Annotated in this window: 13 protein-coding genes; 2 read left to right on the top strand and 11 right to left on the bottom strand. The window is 70.5% G+C overall.

Annotated features, from left to right (window positions below):
- The first annotated feature begins 535 nt into the window (after positions 1–535).
- A complete protein-coding gene (locus ABD259_RS24800) occupies positions 536–2071 on the top strand; it encodes a serine/threonine-protein kinase (protein ID WP_344165604.1) in 1536 nt (511 codons plus the stop codon).
- A gap of 88 nt (positions 2072–2159) precedes the next feature.
- Here ABD259_RS24800 and ABD259_RS24795 read toward each other — a convergent pair whose 3' ends face one another.
- The 4 genes from ABD259_RS24795 to ABD259_RS24780 form a co-directional block, all read right to left on the bottom strand.
- Positions 2160–3479, bottom strand: a complete 1320-nt coding sequence (locus tag ABD259_RS24795) for a replication-associated recombination protein A (protein ID WP_344165601.1) — start codon at positions 3477–3479, stop codon at positions 2160–2162.
- Between the two features lie 218 nt (positions 3480–3697).
- Positions 3698–5752: a SpoIIE family protein phosphatase gene (locus ABD259_RS24790; RefSeq protein WP_412759427.1), complete on the bottom strand. Its 2055-nt coding sequence runs from the start codon at positions 5750–5752 to the stop codon at positions 3698–3700.
- 1437 nt (positions 5753–7189) lie between these two features.
- Entirely contained in the window at positions 7190–8932 is a 1743-nt protein-coding gene (gene aspS, locus ABD259_RS24785) for an aspartate--tRNA ligase (protein ID WP_344165598.1), read from the bottom strand.
- A 243-nt stretch (positions 8933–9175) separates the two neighbouring features.
- Entirely contained in the window at positions 9176–9859 is a 684-nt protein-coding gene (locus ABD259_RS24780; RefSeq protein WP_344165596.1) for an MBL fold metallo-hydrolase, read from the bottom strand.
- Between the two features lie 578 nt (positions 9860–10437).
- On the opposite strand from ABD259_RS24780, the gene ABD259_RS24775 reads away from it, so the two are divergent.
- Positions 10438–11670 carry a DUF349 domain-containing protein gene (locus tag ABD259_RS24775; protein WP_344165594.1) on the top strand — a complete coding sequence of 411 codons (1233 nt, stop codon included), beginning with the start codon at positions 10438–10440 and terminating at the stop codon, positions 11668–11670.
- Between the two features lie 147 nt (positions 11671–11817).
- Here ABD259_RS24775 and ABD259_RS24770 read toward each other — a convergent pair whose 3' ends face one another.
- The 7 genes from ABD259_RS24770 to ruvC all read right to left on the bottom strand — a co-directional run bounded on the left by ABD259_RS24770 (position 11818) and on the right by ruvC (position 18923).
- Positions 11818–12195, bottom strand: coding sequence for a cupin domain-containing protein (locus ABD259_RS24770; protein ID WP_344105529.1), 378 nt, complete (start codon positions 12193–12195; stop codon positions 11818–11820).
- Between the two features lie 188 nt (positions 12196–12383).
- Positions 12384–14564: a RelA/SpoT family protein gene (locus ABD259_RS24765; RefSeq protein WP_344105531.1), complete on the bottom strand. Its 2181-nt coding sequence runs from the start codon at positions 14562–14564 to the stop codon at positions 12384–12386.
- A gap of 577 nt (positions 14565–15141) precedes the next feature.
- Positions 15142–15690, bottom strand: coding sequence for an adenine phosphoribosyltransferase (locus ABD259_RS24760; RefSeq protein ID WP_344165591.1), 549 nt, complete (start codon positions 15688–15690; stop codon positions 15142–15144).
- Positions 15691–15921: 231 nt separating this feature from the next.
- Positions 15922–16302 carry a preprotein translocase subunit YajC gene (yajC, locus tag ABD259_RS24755; RefSeq protein ID WP_344105534.1) on the bottom strand — a complete coding sequence of 127 codons (381 nt, stop codon included), beginning with the start codon at positions 16300–16302 and terminating at the stop codon, positions 15922–15924.
- A gap of 221 nt (positions 16303–16523) precedes the next feature.
- Entirely contained in the window at positions 16524–17591 is a 1068-nt protein-coding gene (ruvB, locus tag ABD259_RS24750; protein WP_344165588.1) for a Holliday junction branch migration DNA helicase RuvB, read from the bottom strand.
- A gap of 93 nt (positions 17592–17684) precedes the next feature.
- Positions 17685–18299 carry a Holliday junction branch migration protein RuvA gene (gene ruvA, locus ABD259_RS24745; protein WP_344165585.1) on the bottom strand — a complete coding sequence of 205 codons (615 nt, stop codon included), beginning with the start codon at positions 18297–18299 and terminating at the stop codon, positions 17685–17687.
- Between the two features lie 78 nt (positions 18300–18377).
- Positions 18378–18923 carry a crossover junction endodeoxyribonuclease RuvC gene (gene ruvC, locus ABD259_RS24740; RefSeq protein ID WP_344105542.1) on the bottom strand — a complete coding sequence of 182 codons (546 nt, stop codon included), beginning with the start codon at positions 18921–18923 and terminating at the stop codon, positions 18378–18380.
- Between the last annotated feature and the right edge of the window lie 349 nt (positions 18924–19272).

The following is a 19272-nucleotide window of genomic DNA, read 5'->3' as shown; positions in this document are numbered from 1 at the left end:
AAGATCCGAATAGGGCAGACCCTATCGCGTCCCGTGCGGCGGTCATCCGCTTCCCCACTGCGTGCCCCGAAAGAGTGGCGACGCAGAAGAGACAAGAACGACATCCGCCGCGGAACACCGCGCGCAGTGCCCCCGCACGCGGGGAGGCAGCTGTTGTGCCCGCGGGACGCGTCCGCGCGCGATCTCCAGCACCGTGATGGCACCGCCGTTCAACGGCGGTCGTTCGCCCGCGGCTCTGGCGGGGGGCACTTCGGCGTCCCGCCTCCTCCCCCATGGGCCCCGGCCCGGTTCCCGAGGCGCCGCCCCGCCGGGCGCGCTGACCCCGGGCGGCCCGTTAGGGCGGGCCGCGGTCGGCGGCCGCGACACCCGGCATCGGCCGCGCGGCCTGCGGATTCCCCGCTATTGGACACCGTCCGGACATCGACGAACGCGGGCGGATCGCGGAGAATCGAGGCAGAGCACGCGATTTGGCTACGATTGCGCCGCCGGGCTCCCTCATCCCCCGGGGCACGACGGATAGAACGACAGGACCCCCATGAGCCGACGTTCGCAGCGCGAGATCTCCGTTCTGGTACCACCGAACCTCCTCCCCCTCTCCCGCGGTGAACCCCGCCGGTTGGGCCCCTACCTGGTGATCGGCAGAATCGGGTCGGGCGGAACAGGGAGCGTCTACGCGGCAGTCAACCCCGCGGTCACCGACGACCCCCTCGTCGCCGTCAAAGCGCTGACCTCCTCCCACCTCAAGGACGACGCCACCCGCGAGCTGCTGCACCAGCGCCTGGAGGCGCTGTCCCACGTCGACGGCCGCTGCTACGTCCCGCCGATCGCCTTCGATGCCTTCGCGTCGCCCCCGTGGCTGGCCATGGGATACGTGTCGGGAATCCCACTGGCCCAGTACGTCCGCAGACGCGGCGCGCTGGGGCCGGGGCGGATCGTGGCGCTGGCGGCCGGCCTGGCCGAGGGCCTCTCCGCCCTACACACCGCCAACGTCGCGCACGGCGACCTCAAGCCCAGCAACGTCCTGCTCGGTACGGGCGGCCCGCGCATCCTCGACTGCGCGCTGCCCGGCGACGACGCGCACCTGCGCTCGGCGGCGGCCACCTGGCTGAGTCCCGAGCGGCACGCGGGCGACCCGCCCAGCCCGGCCGCGGACGTCTTCGCCTGGGGCGGCGTGATGACCTTCGCGTCGACCGGGCGGCTCCCGTTCGGCCTCGCCGAACCGCACATCGTGGCCGCGCGCGTGGCCAACGAAGAGCCGGATCTCACGGGTGTTCCCGCCGCCCTGCTGCCCCTGGTCGGCCGTGCCCTGGCCAAGGACCCGGCCGAGCGGCCCACGGTCCGCGAGCTCATCGGCGGCTCCATCGCCGCGTGGGAGGAGAGCGACACCCACGCGGAGCAGGACGAGCGGCCGGTGCCCGGGACAGCGGTCACCCGCGTGTTGACGCGGGAGTGGCAGGGCGTCATCGAGCCCGCGCGGCTGCCGCGGGTGGTCACCCTCCAGGAGGGGCCGGACCTGCGGATCCGCAAGACCGTCTTCGCGGCCGTGGGCGCGGCCGTGGCGCTGGCCGTCATCGGCGGGGGCTTGTGGGCGGCCAACAGCGCGCTGAGTGGGGGCGGCCGGCAGGAGGCCGCTCCGGCAGCCGCGTCGCCCACGCCGGAGCGGGAGCAGGGCACCACGGTGGCACGGTTCGACCCCACCCTGCAGGACAACCCCGTCGACGGCCCGTGGGTCTACGTCGAGGTCGAGCGCGAGGACGACGACACCGGGGGGGACCCCGGGTTCCTCACCCCGCGGGACTGGTCGGCGCAGTGGGACGAGACGACGAGCGAGCGGCTGACGGCCGTCATCGACCCGGAGGCCGAGGTGTTGTGCGCCCGGTTCTGCCAGCCTGGGCCGGGCCACATCGAAGATGGCCGCGGTACCTACGAGATGACCGGCCAGGAGTTCATCGACTACCTGGGGTGGGGCGACCTCGTCATCGCCGAGGTGGAGTTCGCCGAGAAGAGGGACGAGGACGGGCAGCGGCGGATTGTCAAGATCACCGAGCTGTTCCCCCAGCCTCTGGACTGACCGCGGTCGGCGGTCGGTGACGCGGGTGCGGGTGCAGGCGGCCGCGCCTGTACCTCAGCCGCCCGCGGCGCCCGTTGGCCCGCGCCGCTCACTGCCCGCGCAGCACCTGCCGCAGTCGTTGCAGGATCTCGCCGAAGCGGCGTTCGGCACCGTGTGAGGTGGGGGTGTAGTACTCGCGGTCGGCAACGGCGTCGGGGGCATGCTGCTGGGGAGCGACGCCGCCGGGGTAGTCGTGGGCGTATTTGTAGCCCTGCCCGTGGCCGAGCTCCTTGGCGCCCTTGTAGTGGCTGTCGCGCAGGTGCGGGGGGACCGGCCCGCCCAGCCCCTTGCGCACGTCGCCCATGGCCGCGTCGATCGCGCTGATGACGGCGTTGGACTTGGGCGCCAGCGAGATGTGGATGACGGCCTGGGCCAGGTTGATCCGCGCCTCGGGCAGGCCGATGAGGTCCACCGCCTGCGCGGCGGCGACCGCGGCCTGCAGCGCGGTGGGATCCGCCATGCCGACGTCCTCGCTCGCGTGCACGACCAGGCGCCGCGCGATGAAGCGCGGGTCCTCCCCCGCCTCGATCATCCGGGCCAGATAGTGGAGGGCCGCGTCCGGGTCGCTGCCGCGCATGCTCTTGATGAACGCGCTGATGACGTCGTAGTGCTGGTCGCCGGAGCGGTCGTAGCGGACCGCGTGGCGGTCGACCGCGCGCTCGACGTCGTCGACCGTGATCTCCGAGCGGTCCCCAGCGACCAGAGCGGCGGCCTCCAGGTAGGTCAGCGAGCGCCGCGCGTCGCCGCCCGCGAGGCGCACCAGGTGCTCGGTCGCCTCCTCGGTGAGGGCGTAGCGCCCGGTGAGGCCGCGCTCGTCGGTGAGGGCGCGGTCGAGGAGCGAGCGGATGTCGTCGTCGCCCAGTGATTCGAGGGTGAGCAGCAGCGAGCGGGACAGCAGCGGGCTCACCACGGAGAAGAACGGGTTCTCGGTGGTCGCGCCGATGAAGCTCACCCAGCGGTTCTCCACGGCGGGCAGCAGGGCGTCCTGCTGCGTCTTGTTGAAGCGGTGCACCTCGTCGACGAAGAGCAGGGTGCGGGTCCCGCGCATGCCCATCTGGCGGCGGGCGTCGTCGATGACGGCGCGGACGTCCTTCACTCCGGCGGTCACGGCGGACAGCTCGACGAACCGCCGGTTGGTCACCCTGCTGACGACGGTGGCGAGTGTGGTCTTACCGGTGCCGGGAGGGCCCCACAGGAATAACGACATGGGGGCGTCGTCTTCGACGAGCCGGCGTAGCGGGCTGCCCTTTCCCAGCAGATGGTGCTGGCCCGCGACCTCGTCGAGGGTCCGCGGACGCATCCGCACGGCAAGGGGCTCCTGGCTGCGCTGCGCTTCGGCGCCAGCGTCGTCGAACAGTGTTTCGGACACGTGTTCCAGCCTAATAGCGGTGTGCGGTTCCGATGGCGTCGAGGGTGTGCTCCGCTGGGAGGATCGTCCCGTGCCCGGTGTCCGGGTGCGGCTCTGGGGCTTGGACCACGTCCTGCCCCCTGAGGCGACCGCGATCGCGTCCACACGGGATGCCAGCGGCCGGGCCCGGGTGTGTCGTTTTCGCTCGCCCGGTCTCGCCCGGTATGGGAGCCGCCGGACTAGTCGCCGGAGCCGTGCCTGCGGATGGCGAGGACGGCGATATCGTCGCCGCGTCCCGCCGGGATCAGCTCGGTCAGGGTAGTGGCGATGGCTTGGACACCCTCGTCGTGGCGGTCGCGTACGACCGTGCCGACTTGGCGCAGGCCGGCGTCCATGGTGAACTCGGAGCTTTCCAGCAGCCCGTCGGAACACATGAGCAGGCTTTCGCCGGGCCGCAGGCGCCGGGTGGAGACCGGGTACTTGGCGTCGGCGTCGACGCCTACGGGCGGTCCGGTCTCCGGCTCCCACAGTTCGAAGGCCTCCGATGTGGCGACCACGGCGGGGGGCTGTCCGGCCCAGGCGGCCTGCATCTCGCCGCTGGCGAGGTCGAGGACGAGGTAGCCGCAGGTGGCGAAGACGATCTCGCCGGTCTCGCCGAGCAGGCGGTTGGTCTCGGCCAGCACGGTGCCGGGGTCTCCCTGGTTGGTGGCGTAGGCGCGGAACGCCACGCGGATCTGCCCCATGGCGGCCGCCGCCTCCACCCCGTGGCCCTGGACGTCGCCGACGACGAGGCCGACCTTGTTGTCGGGGAGCTGGATGACGTCGTAGAAGTCGCCGCAGACGCGCCACCCGGCGCGGGCGGGGAGGTAGCGGACAGCGATGTCGAGGGCGTCGAACCCCGGGATCAGGGGTGGGAGCAGGCGCCGCTGCATGGCGTCGGCCAGTTCCAGTTCGGCCTGCTGGCGGCTGACGCGCTGCAGGGCCTGCCCGGCCAGACCCGCGAGGGTCAGCATCAGGGCGCGTTCGTCGGGGGTGGCGTGATGCGGCTGGTTCCAGGCGACCTGCCAGACGCCGAGCGCGACTCTTCGGTCGCCGAAAATGGGGACCGTGGCCCAGGACTGCGCGCTGGTGTGGTGCATGATCTCGGCGGCGGCGGGGAAGCGTTCGAGCGCCTCGGCCCGGCTTTCGAAGAAGCGGGGCTGCCGGTCCTGGACGACCGCGCCCATGGGGTAGTCGGTGTCGGCGGCGTCGCGGCCGTCGATCATGGCGATCGCGTCGGTCTTGCGGGTCGACGCGGGGGACGCGCGGAGCACACCGTCGACGACGAGCATGACGTGTGCGGTGGTTCCGCCGAAGATCGGCACGAACTCCTCGGTGAGGAGGCCGGTGACCTCGTCGATGGTGGTGGCCGAGACAAGTTTCGCCGCCAGTTCGGTGACCTGGCGCCCTTGCGCGGCCTCGATTCTGCGCCGGTCGGCGAGGCGGCGGACCAGCTGCACGTGCTCGGTGACGTCGTCGATGATGCCGATGAGCCGGGGCCGGTCTCCGTCGACGAAGCGGGCGCGGGCGTGCAGCGCGTGCTCGTCGCCGGACCGGTCGAACATGCGGAAGCGCTGCTCGTAGTCGCGGCCCTGGTGGGAGGCTTCCAGTGCGTCGCGGACGCGGGCGACGTCGTCGCGGTGGACGCGGGCCAGGCAGTCCTCAAGGTCGCGGGCGTCGCCGGCGAGGGTGCGGCCGAGGGGCGAGGGGCCGAAGAGCTCGCTGAGGCGCCCGGTGCGCAGGTCGAGGCTCCACAGGACGGCGCCGGCGTTCTCGGTGCGCAGCTCGGTGAGGATGCGCAGGGTCTCTTCGTCGGGCAGCGGTTCGCGGAAGAGGATCGCCACACCGGCGGGGGTGCGACGAGCGCCGCCGCCCTCGGTGTGGCCGGGTCTGGCGGAAGGGACCGCGTCGCCGGAGTCGGCGGAGTCGGCCGCACCATCGCCGGTCCCGTTCTCGGCGGCGGGGCTCTCGGCCGCGGGCAGCGTGCGGACCTCGACGACCATCCGCGGCGGCGCGTTGCCGGGTGTGCCGAGCCGCAGGACCCGGGAACCGCCGCCGCCAGCGATGGCCATGGCGGCGCGGTGCAGATCCCAGGCGGTCGCTCTGTCGCCTTCGGCCAGGAGTTCGGGCCAGCGCTGGCCGCACAGCGAGGACGGCGTTCGGTCCGCGAGGGCGCCGAACGCCTTGTTCGCCTCCAGGATGTGTCCCCCGCTATCGGCGACGAGCATGGCGATCGGGGCATGCCGGAACGCCATGCCGACGTGATCTCCCAGCTTGGCCGGGTTAACGCCGGGCACTGCGGAGGAACCGGCGAAGCTACCGGTTGAGCCGGTTGTGCCGTTCACGTAATCGATCATCCCTGTGTCGTCCCGGATGTCTCTGCCCGCGCCCGTGCACGCTCTCCCCAGATACATCCGATTCGGCTTAGTTTAGCGACAGGACCGCCCGTCGGGGCAGGTGGACAGCGCCTCCCGCAATGGGCCCGCGATGCGTGGATTCCCTCTCCGACCGCGCGGGACATTTCATCCTGACTATACGAAAACCAGCCATAAGGGAAAAACCCCATCGAATCAACACGTGGAGAAGGGGGTATTTTTCCGCAATCGTTACTACGGCGTGACCGCTTCCCCAGTGGCCCCGCATTGAGCACGACCCAGGTTACGCCACAGGGCTGCCGGTGATACCCCTGCACCCCGCGGGCCCCAGCGAAAGATCGCACGATTGGCACCGATTCCCCACGACTCTGGCCGCACCCCTGGCCTTGCCCCCGAAACATGCCGAAACCAGACAGCTTGCACCAACCTTTACGAAGGGACAAGCAACTACAATTCACCCATGTGCGAATCAACGCCCCGCCCCCAGGGAATCTGTCGAGCGCACCTCATCGTCCGCAACTGGACCTGCCGCCTGTGCAGCTATAGCAACCCCGATAGTGAGACCATCTGCTGCCTGCAATGCGGAGCGGCAAAGAAGTAAATCCCCCTCCACCCCCCAGGGGGCGGCGCTCCCGCCCCCACTGTACGCCTCAAGCGTTCGCCTGGCAGGGCATCCGCGTAACACCCCGGCCGTCGCCTCCTCCCCCTGCCTCCCCTGATGCCGTCGAACCAGAGGGGACGGAGGAGGACCGCGCCCTGCTCGACCACCTCTCGATGTACTTACGGGGTCACGACGTCTCGTGCCGCACGCATCAGGTCCTGCTGACCGTTCCAGGACGCGAGCCCCGCACGTAGGCAGGCGCCGTCTTCACCGTCCTCATCGAGGACGCTCAACTCCGCGAGATAGCGGATAGAGCCCATCTCGTGCGGCGGCGTCATCGGATCCGCCAAGCTGTTGGACGGCCACGGTGCGGCAGTCCGGCACCTGTGAACCACCCTGACGTGTCGGGAACGTTCGGCCGGGGGCTGGCAGCGCTGCCCTGCGACGGGTAACCGCGGCTGGTGAACAGCCCGGACACATGCCCTTGACCCCTGAAGCCGTACTGCGGCCGTCGATATCCCTACCTCCTGGGTCGGCTGCGGACTACTCCGACCGCAAGCCACATTCCGCTAAATACCCCAAGGCATGGATGAATGACATCTTCCGTCATCGAAAAACAACAGAGGTGGGGCGGAGGCGCTGATGCCTCCGCCCCACCCTGGGACTTCGATTATTTCGTCGGAGGATGCCCCCTCCTCCGAACAAAATATCAATCGCTACTTCGCGTCCTTCTCCGGCACGAAGTCGATCCCGGCCTCTTCACGCTGTTCCGGCGGGATCTCCGTCGGTGCTCCCGTCAGGGGGTCACCGCCCGACGCGGTCTTCGGGAAGGCGATGACCTCGCGGATCGTGTTCTGTCCAGCGAGCAGCATGACGACACGGTCCCAGCCCACGGCAAGGCCACCGTGGGGGGGCGGGCCGTACTTGAAGGCTTCCAGGAGGAAGCCGAACTTCGACTCGGCCTCGGCCTTGCTGAGGCCGATGACGTCGAAGACCCTCTGCTGGACCTCGGCCTGGTGGATACGGATCGATCCCGATACCAACTCGTAGCCGTTGAGGACGAGGTCGAAGGCGCGCGAGGGCGCGTTCTCCGGGTCGTCCTGGAAGGTCTTTTCCACCTCGACGGCCGGAGCGGTGAACGGGTGGTGTACCGGCGTCCACATGCCCGGCTCGTCCCCCTCTTCGAACAGGGGCATGTCGGTGATCCAGAGGATCTCCCACTTGGACTCGTCGATGAGGTTGCAGCGCTTGCCGATCTCAAGGCGGGCAGCGCCGAGCAGTTCCTGGCTGGCTGTCCGGAAGCCCGCGGCGAAGAAGACGGCGTCGCCGGGCTTGGCTCCGACCTTCTCGGCCAGGCCCGAGCGCTCCTCGTCCGACAGGTTCTTGGCGACCGGACCGCCCAGCGATCCATCCTCCTCGACCAGCACGTAGGCCAGGCCCTTGGCACCCCGCGACTTGGCCCATTCCTGCCAGGCGTCGAGCTCCTTACGGGTCTGGGACGCCCCACCTGGCATCACCACGGCCCCGACGTAGGGGTTCCGGAAGACACGGAACTCGGTGTTCGCGAAGTATTCGGTCAGCTCGGTGATCTCCTGCCCGAAGCGCAGGTCCGGCTTGTCGGAGCCGAAGCGGTCCATCGCCTCGGCGAACTTCATCCGGCGGAAGGGACGCGGCAGGTCGACGCCACGCACCTCGCTCAGCAACCGGCTGAACAGCTCCTCACCGACCCTGAAGATGTCCTCTTCGTCGACGAAGCTCATCTCCAGGTCGATCTGGGTGAACTCGGGCTGCCGGTCGGCGCGCAGGTCCTCGTCGCGGAAGCAACGGGTCAGCTGGTAATACCGCTCCATGCCGCCGACCATCAGCAGCTGCTTGAACAGCTGCGGCGACTGCGGAAGCGCATACCAGTGCCCAGGCTGCAGCCGGACCGGAACCAGGAAGTCGCGAGCGCCCTCGGGTGTCGAGCGCGTCATGTACGGGGTCTCGACGTAGACGAACCCGTTGTCCTTCATGATCTCGTGGGCGATGTAGGTCGCCTTCGAACGGATCCGGAGGTTCTCCGCCATCTCGTGGCGCCGAATGTCGAGGTAGCGGTAGCGGAGGCGTGTCTCCTCCGCGACATCGGCCGCGCTGTCCAGTTGGAAGGGCAGCGGCGCGGCCTCGCTCAGCACCTCGATCTCGTCGGCGACGACCTCGATCGCGCCGGTCGGAATCTCGGGGTTCTCGTTGCCGGCCGGGCGAACGCGGACCTTTCCGGTCACCTTGATGCAGTACTCAGCACGCAGGTCGTGGGCGAGGTCGTCCTCGCGGACCACGACCTGCACCACGCCGGAAGCTTCGCGCAGGTCGAGGAAGACCACGCCACCGTGGTCGCGGCGGCGCGCCACCCACCCGGCGAGGACGACGGTCTCGTCAGCATGCTCGGCGCGCAGGGCACCGGCGTCATGCGTGCGGATCAACGGGGTTCTCCTTCAACGTTTTCAACGTATCTACTCATCTTGCCTGACGTGCGCGAAGACCCGGTCCATCTTGGCGATCGCATCGAGCGGTCCGATCATGGAGACCAGTCCCGAAAGCTGTCCTGCCTGCCTGATTCTGACAGGATGATCGAACAGCTCGCGGTCCCGGCAGCGGACATCGTGATCGAGGTGACCGTGGTCATGCCGACCAGGGACGGTGCCGCCAGTCCGAGGCGCACCGGACTAGCGGCCGGTGATATCTCGCAGGAACGGGTTGGTGGCACGTTCGCGGCCGATGGTGGTCTGCGGACCGTGGCCGGGGAGCACCGCGGCGTCGTCGGGGTGGTTCGTACAGACCCGGTCCAGGCTGCGCAGGATCTCCCCGTGGTCGCCGCCGGGGAAGTCGGTGCGGCCGATCGAGCCGGCGAACAGCAGGTCGCCGGTGAACAGCATCCCGGGGTGGTCGTCGGCGCCCGGGAGGGCGAAAACGAGCGAACCGGGTGTGTGGCCGGGGACGTGTTCGACGCTGACGCGGAGCCCGGCGTGGTCCAGTGTCTCGCCTCCCACCAGCTCCACCAGGTCGTCCGGTTCGCCCGGGGTGGCGCCCGCGAGCAGGCCGGACAGCTGGGCGGCCAGAGCGGCGTCGAGCCCCTTGCCGGGGTCGGTGAGCAGCGCGCGGTCGTCGGAGTGGATGTAGACGGGCACACCGTACGCCGCGCCCACCTGCGCCGCCGACCAGACGTGGTCGAAGTGGCCGTGCGTGAGCAGGACGGCCTCGGGACGCAGGCCGTGCTCGTCGAGCGTCTCCGCCAGTCCGGTGGCGGCGTCCTGGCCGGGATCGATGACGACGCACCCCGCGTCCTTGGCCGGTGCGGCCACGTAGCAGTTCGCGGCGAGCGGACCGGCGGGGAAGGCGGCGATGAGCACGGCGGGGCTGTCCTCGATTCAGTGTCTGCGTGTGCGGATCCCGCGGCCCGCGCGCCGGTGGCGGCGGGCGCGCGTGGAAAAGGGCGGGGAGACGGCGACCCGGCGGCCGCGCCTCTCCCCTGAGGGTACCGAGGACGGGCGGACGGAGCGACCGGGTCTTGGGCCGGTGCGAGGCGCCGCTGCCGGCCGGTGCGGCTCAGCTGGATCTCCCGCGGGTACCGCTTCATCACCATTCGATCACCGCGCGCCACTTGGCCCTTTGCCAAACGGCTCGACGATGCCATATTGGTCGTCGTCATATCGGCCAGCGTTCCTCGACGAGACGTCCGGGACGGGCCGACATCCCGGCGCTGCGACCAGCGCGTTCCGCGCCCCGGTCGGCCCCGCTGAGATGCGATAACAGTAGTCTGACGACGTCGATATCCGACATTGTGTACGGATATTGTGCATATGCATCGTCGTGTCAGTCCCCGTCTCCCGGAGCGCGCAACCGGACGTCGGGACATTCAGGATGTAGGCTGCCGCGACAAACACGACCTGGCGCCGCCGCGTCAGGCACATCACAGCTGGAGGACACGGTGACCACGGACCCCTGGGGCCGCGTAGACGACGACGGCACGGTCTACGTGCGCACGAGCGAGGGCGAACGTGTCGTCGGTTCGTGGCAGGCCGGTGCGCCCGAGGAGGCTCTCGCGTTCTTCCGCCGCAAGTACGACGCCCTGGTGACCGAGGTCGACCTGCTGGAGAACCGGCTCCGCACCACCGACCTCTCGGCGTCTCAGGCTCTGTCCAGCGTGGAGAAGCTGCGCACCGCCGTGCGGGAGGCCCACGCCGTTGGCGACCTCGACGCGCTGGCGCGCAGGCTGGACGTGCTGACCGAGCGCGCGGAGGAGCGCAAGGTCGAGCAGAAGCACGCCCAGGAGGCGGCCCGCAACGAGGCGCGCGACATCAAGGAGCGCATCGTCGCCGAGGCGGAGCGCGTGGCGGCGGAGACCACGCACTGGAAGACCGGCGGCGAACGGATGCGCCAGCTCATCGACGAATGGAAGGCCGCGCCCCGCGCCGACCGCCCGACCGAGCAGGCCTTGTGGAAGCGCATGTCGGCGGCGCGCAACGCCTTCTCCAAGCGCCGCAAGGCCTACTTCGCCGGGCTGGACCAGCAGCGCGAGCAGATCCGCAGCGACAAGGAGCAGATCGTCGCGGAGGCCGAGGCGCTGGCCGACTCGACCGACTGGGGCCCCACGGCGGGGCGCTACCGCGACCTGATGCAGCAGTGGAAGGCCGCCGGCCGTGCCGACCGCGCCAGCGAGGACAAGCTGTGGGCGCGGTTCAAGACCGCCCAGGACAGGTTCTTCCAGGCGCGCAACGCCGTCTTCGCCGAGCGTGACGCCGAGCTGCAAGTCAACGCCGAGGCCAAGGAGAAGATCCTGGAGGAGGCCCGCCAGGAGCTCTCCACGATCTCCGACCCGCGCGAGGCGCGCGCCCGGCTCCGCGCCTTCCAGGAGGCCTGGGAGGAGGCGGGGCCGCTGCCCCGCGACTCCCGCGACCGCCTGGAGGGAGCCTTCCGCAAGATCGAGGAGGGTGTCCGCAAGGCCGAGGAGAAGGAGTGGGACCGCATCAATCCCGAAGCTCGCGCCCGCGCCGAAGCGACCATCTCCCAGCTGCGCGACTCCATCGGTGATCTTGAGGCCAAGCTGGAGAAGGCCCGCGCCGGCGGCAACGAGCGCAAGATCCGCGAGGTCGAGGACGCCCTGACGGCCCGCCGCTCCTGGCTGGCCGAGGCCGAGAAGACCCTGGAGGAGATGAGCTGAGCCGAGAGGCTCCGCGGGCTCCGCACGGCCCGGTTCCGTCCGCGGGACCGGGCCGTGTCATGTCGCGACGCCCGTTGTGATCGCACCGCCCTACCCCCGGGACGGGGGCGGGCGAGAGCGTGGAGCCGCCCCCGAACGCGTGGCCCCTCAGGCGCTCGTGCCCCGCATCTCGGGCGCGGGCACGTTCGCGTTCTCCCGGGAAACCGCCACGGTCAGCACGACGACCGCCTCCTCCAGCGCCTCCAGACTGTGCTCGGCGGAGGGGAGGATCAGCAGGTCACCCGCGCGGCCCTCCCAGAAATCGGTGTCCGCGGTCAGCCGCACCCGGCCGCTGAGGACGTACAGGGTGGCCTCCCCCGGGCCCTCGTGCCCGGAGAGGGAGCTGCCGCGCATCAGCGCGACCAGGGTCTGCCGCAGGATGTGTTCGTGGCCGCCGTAGAACGTCTCGGCGCTGCGTCCGGCCGATGACCGTGCCGCCGTGTCCAGGTGTTTTCGGGCCAGAGCGTCCAGTGAGAACTTCAACATATTCGGCAGTATCGCTGCCCAGGGGCGAGCAGATGCCCGACACGCCGCCGCGGGCCGCGGTTGGTCCCGCGATCGTGCCACCGCGCCGGCCCCGGAACGGAGCCGAATGGGGGCGGGTGTCCGCGGCCGGGGCCGCGGCGTCAGCGCCCGCACGCAGGTTTCAGGGGTTCCCGCGGCGGTTTAGGCGCTCAGTTCTTCATCCGGTAGACGTCGTAGACGCCGTCGACGCCGCGCACAGCGCGCAGCACATGACCGAGGTGGGTGGGGTCGGCCATCTCGAAGGTGAACCGGCTCAGCGCCACCCGGTCGCGGCTGGTCTGCACGGTCGCCGAGAGGATGTTGACGTGCTGGTCGGACAGGACGCGGGTGATGTCCGACAGCAGGCGCGACCGGTCCAGCGCCTCCACCTGCAGGGCCACCAGGAACATGGAGTCCTCGGTGGGCTTCCACTCCACGTGCACCATGCGCTCGGGGTCCAGGGCGCGGGTGTTGACGCAGTCGCGGCGGTGCACCGAGACGCCGTTTCCGCGGGTCACGAACCCGACGATGTCGTCACCCGGGACGGGGGTACAGCACCTCGACAGCCGTACCCACACATCGGAGTCGCCCTCGACGACCACGCCGGGGTTGCCCCCGGGGCGCTGCTTGGGCTTCGAGCGGGTGGGCAGGGAGGACTCGGCGATGTCCTCCTCGGCGCTTTCGATCCCGCCGAGGGAGTCCACCAGCTTCTGCACCACGTTCTGCGCGCCGACGTGGCCCTCGCCGACGGCGGCGTACAGCGCGTCGACGTCGCTGTAGCGCAGGTCCCGGGCCAGGGCGATCAGCGCCTCGCCGCTGAAGAGCCGCTTGATGGGCAGCTCCTGCTTGCGCATCACGCGGGCGATGGCCTCTTTGCCCTGCTCGATCGCTGCCTCGCGGCGCTCTTTGGTGAACCACTGCCGGATCTTGTTGCGCGCCCGCGCGCTCTTCACGAAGTTGAGCCAGTCGCGGCTCGGTCCGGCGTCCGGTGTCTTGGAGGTGAGGACCTCCACCGTTTCGCCGTTGTGCAGCTCGCTTTCGAGTGCGACCAGGCGACCGTTGACGCGGGCGCCCACGGTGCGGTGGCCGACCTCGGTGTGCACCGCGTAGGCGAAGTCGACGGGGGTGGCGCCCTGCGGCAGCGCGATGACGTCGCCCTTGGGGGTGAAGACGAAGACCTCCTGCACCGAGAGGTCGAAGCGCAGCGCGTCGAGGAACTCCCCCGGGTCCTTGGTCTCCTGCTGCCAGTCGATGAGCTGCCGCAGCCAGGCCATGTCCCCGGCGCCCTTGGATTTGGCGCTCTCCTTGCCTCCGCTGCTGCGGTCCTCCTTGTACTTCCAGTGCGCGGCGATACCGTACTCGGCCCGGCGGTGCATCGCGCGGGTGCGGATCTGGAGTTCGACAGGGTTGCCCGAAGGACCGATGACCGTCGTGTGCAGCGACTGGTACATGTTGAACTTCGGCATGGCGATGTAGTCCTTGAACCGGCCGGGGACCGGGTTCCACCGCGCGTGGATGGTGCCCAGTGCCGCGTAGCAGTCGCGGACGCTGTCGACCAGGACCCGCACCGCGACGAGGTCGTAGATCTCGTCGAAGCCGCAGTTGCGGGCGATCATCTTCTGGTAGATGGAGTAGTAGTGCTTGGGGCGGCCGCGCACCGTCGCCTTGATCCTGGCCTCGCGCAGGTCGGCGGAGACGGCCTCGATGACGTCCTGCAGGTAGACGTCGCGCCGGGGGGCGCGCTCGGAGACCAGGCGGGCGATCTCGTCGAAGCGCTTGGGGTAGAGCGTCGCGAACGCCAGGTCCTCAAGCTCCCACTTGATGGTGTTCATTCCGAGCCGGTGGGCCAGTGGGGCGAAGATCTCCAGCGTCTCGCGCGCTTTCTGCTCGCGCTTGCGCTGCGGGAGGTACCGCAGGGTGCGCATGTTGTGCAGTCGGTCGCACAGCTTGATGACCAGGACCTTGATGTCGCGGGACATGGCCACGACCATCTTGCGGACGGTCTCGGCCTGGGTGGCCTCGCCGTACTTGACCTTGTCGAGTTTGGTGACGCCGTCGACGAGTTCGGCGATCTCGTCGCCGAAGTCGGCGCGCAGCTGGTCGAGCGTGTAGGAGGTGTCCTCGACGGTGTCGTGCAGCAGCGCGGCGGCGAGCGTGGGCTCCTGCATACCCAGTTCGGCGAGGATGGTGGCGACGGCGAGGGGGTGGGTGATGTAGGGGTCGCCGCTCTTGCGCTTCTGGTCCCGGTGGTGGTGGGCGGCCACGTCATAGGCGCGCTCCAGCAGCCGCACGTCGACCTTGGGGTGGGTCGCGCGTACGGTCTTGATGAGTGGTTCGAGAACCGGGTTCATGGTCACCCCCCGCTGGGCTCCGAGTCGTGCGAGCCGACGGCGTACTCGCACGGTAGACGACGGACCCGGTGGGCCTGCGGAGGCGGGCCGTCCGGTGGGATCACCATTCGCTTGCGCGGCGGAGCCGTCCGCGGATGCGGGGGTGTCCCCCTCCGGCCGCCCTGCGGCCGGAGCCGTATGGTTTTCCGGGTCCTGGTGCGCGGTGGGCGCCGCGGATTCCGCGGCGCCCACCGGACACTGTGATCTTCGCGACCGTTCTTCTTGGGGAGATACCGAGGCCGCGGGGCGTAGCGCTGGTGTCGGCGAGTCGTGGCTCTTGGGCGCCGTCTCGGCCGAAAGTACCTCACGTGGCATGGACATCCCTCCCGCGGCTTGGCCCGGAGCCCGAGAAGGGAATGGTCGTCGCCTTCGCGGCCCGCCGGGTTGACGTCTGCGTCGTGAACGATCGGCTCACCAGTACCAACGCGCCATCGCAGCTCGGTTATGCCCGATAGTCTAATGCCCGTTTTAGGGGCGTCTCCGCACGTCGGAGGGGTGAGGCTCGGGCAACCGGGACGCCGGGGCCGGGCATGAGGGCTCAGACCACGGTGAGAGCGTGGACATCCACGTCGGTCAGCTGATCGCGGCCCTGGAGGAAGGCGAGTTCCATCAGGACCGAGAGTCCCACGACGGTACCACCCGCTCTGCGAACCAACTCCACCGCGGCCCGAGCTGTGCCACCTGTGGCCAGCACGTCATCGACGATGAGCACGCGGCTACCCGGAGTGATCGCGTCGGCGTGCAGTTCGACCGTCGCGGTGCCGTATTCCAGATCATAGGATTCCCGCAGCGTTCGCGCGGGCAGTTTCCCCGCTTTCCGGACCGGAACGAACCCGGCGTCGAGCTCCAGCGCGATCGGTGCGCCCAGGATGAACCCGCGGGCCTCCAGGCCGACGACCGCGTCGACGGCGTCCGTTCCGTAGTACGCGGCCACGGCGGACACCACGGCCCGCAGCGCCTCGGGGGTGCCCAGCAGCGGGGTGATGTCCTTGAACGTGATGCCCGGCTTGGGGAAGTCGGGGATATCGCGGATGCCCGCCGCGATGAGGTCGCTTAGGTCGGCGCGGTCGGTCAGCTGTTCGGCCATGATCGGGGGTCGTCTCGCCTTCTAGACGGAGGTTGTGTGGGAAAACGCTGGTCAGATCTGGTTCGTGGGGAGGGAGGCGGGAGGTGACCGGACGGGGGCCACCGCGTGGGTCCGCAACATCACGCACCGGCCCCGCTCCGCGGGGCCGGTGCGGTCGCCGGCCGGCGCGCCGGTCGGTGATGGTCTCAGCCGCGGCGGCGCACCGACGCGCCGCATCCAGCGGTTGGGCGGTCAGCTCTTGGAGTCGTCGGATCCGCCGGGGAAGTCGGGGCGGTCTTCGACGGGGGTGTCGTCCTGCGTCCCCTGCCCGGGGGTGACGACATCACCGATGCCGACCTTGAGCAACCGGATCCGGGCGCCGGGAGAGATCTCCAGTTCGACCTCGTTCTCCCGCACCTCGACCACGGTGCCGTAGAACCCGGCCTTGGTCAGCACCTCCACGCCCGGCCGCAGCGTGCTTTGCATCCGGCTCTCCTGCTGGCGCCGCTTCTGCTGGGGGCGCAGGATCAGCAGCCAGAAGACGACCGCGATGAGCAGGAACGGGAGGATCATCCCTAGGATGCTGCCGCCGTCCTGCTGGGCGGCCGCTGCGAGAATGTCATGGCCCTGCACGGGGTGTCCTTCCTTACGTCTTTCCTCGTGGCCACCGCCACGCGGGCGTGGGACGCGAACGTCGCCGCCCCTCGTCAACGGGTAACGCGGGGCGCATGTTCCCGATCGCCCGCGCTCGCCGCTTCCTACGGCGCTCCCGGCCGCGAGGTGTGGGCCGACCTCGCTCCGGTGAGGTCCGCCACTTCAGCCTACGTGCTTCCCGCCCGGCGAACACCAGGAGGTCAGGAAGGGTCCGGGGGCTCCACGGGCGCGGTGTCCGCGATCCCGGCACCGAACGCGGCGTCGGGCGGCGGGGTGAGCCCCATGTGCGCCCACGCCTCGGGGGTGGCCACGCGACCGCGCGGGGTGCGGGCGATCAGGCCCGAGCGCACCAGGAACGGCTCGGCCACGACCTCCACGGTCTCGGGCTCCTCCCCCACCGACACCGCGAGGGTGGACAGCCCGACGGGTCCACCGCGGAACCGGCGCAGCAGAGCGTCGAGCACGGCGCGGTCCAGCCGGTCCAATCCCTGGCCGTCGACCTCGTAGAGGGTGAGAGCGGCGCGGGCGGTGTCGAGGGTGAGGTGCCCGTCGCCGTGCACCTCGGCGTAGTCGCGCACGCGGCGCAGCAGCCGGTTGGCGATGCGCGGCGTGCCGCGGGAGCGCCCGGCGATCTCGACGGCGGCGTCGTCTTCGAGGTCCACGCCGAGCAGCCCGGCCGAGCGGCGCAGGATGTGTTCGAGCTCGTCGGCCCGGTAGAAGTCCATCTGCGCGGTGAACCCGAAGCGGTCGCGCAGCGGGGCGGGCAGCAGCCCGGCCCGGGTGGTCGCTCCCACGAGGGTGAACGGCGCGATGTCGATCGGGATCGCGGTCGCCCCGGGCCCCTTGCCGACGACGACGTCGACGCGGAAGTCCTCCATGGCGACGTACAGCATCTCCTCGGCGGGTCGCGCCATGCGGTGGATCTCGTCGAGGAAGAGCACCTCGCCCTCCTGCAGGGTGGACAGCACCGCCGCGAGGTCGCCGGAGCGCTCGATGGCGGGGCCGGAGGTGATCCGCAGCGGGGCGCCGAGCTCGGAGGCGATGATCATGGCGAGCGTGGTCTTGCCGAGGCCCGGCCCGCCCGACATCAGGATGTGGTCGGGAGCCCGGCCGCGCCGCTGCGCGCCGCGCAGCACCAGGGACAGCTGCTCGCGGACGCGTTCCTGGCCGACGAAGTCCTCCAACCGCTTGGGCCGCAGGGCGCCCTCGACGGCCCGGTCGTCCAGGTCGGCGTCGGGTGAGACCATCTCACGTTCGTGCTCGGTCATGGCGGAGGCGGTTTCCTTTCTCCGGGCTCCAGCTCGCGGTGGTCAGGGGGTCGGGGTGGCGCGGCCCCCAGCGGCCGCCGCGCGGGCGGTGGGTCAGGCCCGGCTGAGGCTGCGCAGGGCGCTGCGTAGAAGGACGGCGACGTCGGGGTGCTCGTCGGCTTCAGGGGCGACGGTGTCGGCCGCGGCCTCGGCGTCTTTGGCCGACCAGCCGAGGTTGACCAGCCCGGAGACCACCTGGGGGCGCCACGATGCGGTCGGGCCGGGGCCGGGAGCGGGCGCGCCGTCGGGCGCGACCGGGACGGCCGACGGTGCGCCGAGCTTGTCCCGCAGCTCCAGAACGATGCGCTGGGCGCCCTTCTTGCCGATGCCCGGCACGCGGGTGAGCGCTGCGGTGTCCTCGGCGGTCACGGCCTGGCGCAGGGTGTCGGGGGTGTGCACGGCGAGCATGGCCATCGCGAGGCGCGGTCCGACGCCGCTGGCGGTCTGGACGCGCTCGAACACGTCGCGCTCGTCGTCGTCGGCGAAGCCGTAGAGGGTCAGGGAGTCCTCGCGGACCACGAGGGAGGTGGCGACCGTCGCGCTTTCCCCCACCCGGAGCGTGGACAGGGTGGCGGGGGTGCAGTGCACGGTCATGCCGACGCCGCCCACCTCGATGACGGCGGTTTCGATGCTCCGGGCCGCCACGCGGCCGCTGAGGAACGCGATCACGGCTTCCCTCTTCCTCGCTCGTTCCTGCTGTGGTGGGTGTGGTTGGTGCGGGAGGTGGGTGGGGTTTCCCGCCCGCCATCATCCCCGGAGACGCCGCGCCATCTCGACCTTGCGGGCGAATTCCTGCTGGGCCTTGGCCACCCGTTCCTGGGCGCCGCCCCGCCAGATGTGGCAGATGGCCAGCGCGACCGCGTCGGCGGCGTCGGCGGGCTTGGGCGCGGTGCCGAGGTCGAGCAGGCGCGCCACCATGTGCTGCACCTGGGCTTTCTCGGCGCGGCCGCTGCCGGTGACCGCGGCCTTGACCTCGCTGGGTGTGTGCAGGACGACGGGAAGGCCGCGGCGGGCGGCGCAGGTGATGGCGACGGCGCTCGCCTGGGCGGTGCCCATCACCGTGCTGACGTTGTGCTGGGCGAAGACGCGCTCGACCGCGACGGCGTCGGGGCGGTGCTCGGTCAGCCACGTCTCCATACCCTCCTCGATTCCGAGGAGCCGGTCGGGCAGGTCGGTGTCGGCTGCGGTGCGGACGACGCCCGCGGCGACGAAGCGCAGCGGCCGCCCGATCGCGCCGTCGACGACGCCGACGCCGCACCGGGTGAGCCCAGGGTCGACTCCCAGAACCCGCACGCGGAATCCTCCGTTGTCCTCGAAGGGGGTGGTGGCCCTGGACGCAAGGCGCACGCTGTCTCGAAAGAAAAGGGGCGCGACGGGCATCGAACGCCCGTTCGCGGGCTCCGAGCCTACCGCCACGCGGGGACAGCGGGGATCCCGACATGCGCGGGGCGGCCGCCCCGCGCATGCCCGGAGCGGACCGTCCGCCGAGCGGTCCGCGGCGGACGCGTCCGCGCCCTAGCTTGTTGTTTAACCTCAGCCCGTGGCTCGAACACCGTTCCGGCCACGGGTTTCCTCGTTCCCCAGACAACAGAGCGGCCTTGGGACGATCATGTGCGCTGTCGAGACGCCAACGATCAAACCC

It is taken from the genome of Nocardiopsis rhodophaea (assembly GCF_039530945.1).
GTDB lineage: Bacteria > Actinomycetota > Actinomycetes > Streptosporangiales > Streptosporangiaceae > Nocardiopsis_C > Nocardiopsis_C rhodophaea.
The sequence above is the reverse complement of the archived record's forward strand: the minus strand, read 5'-3'. Positions and strand labels throughout refer to the sequence as shown.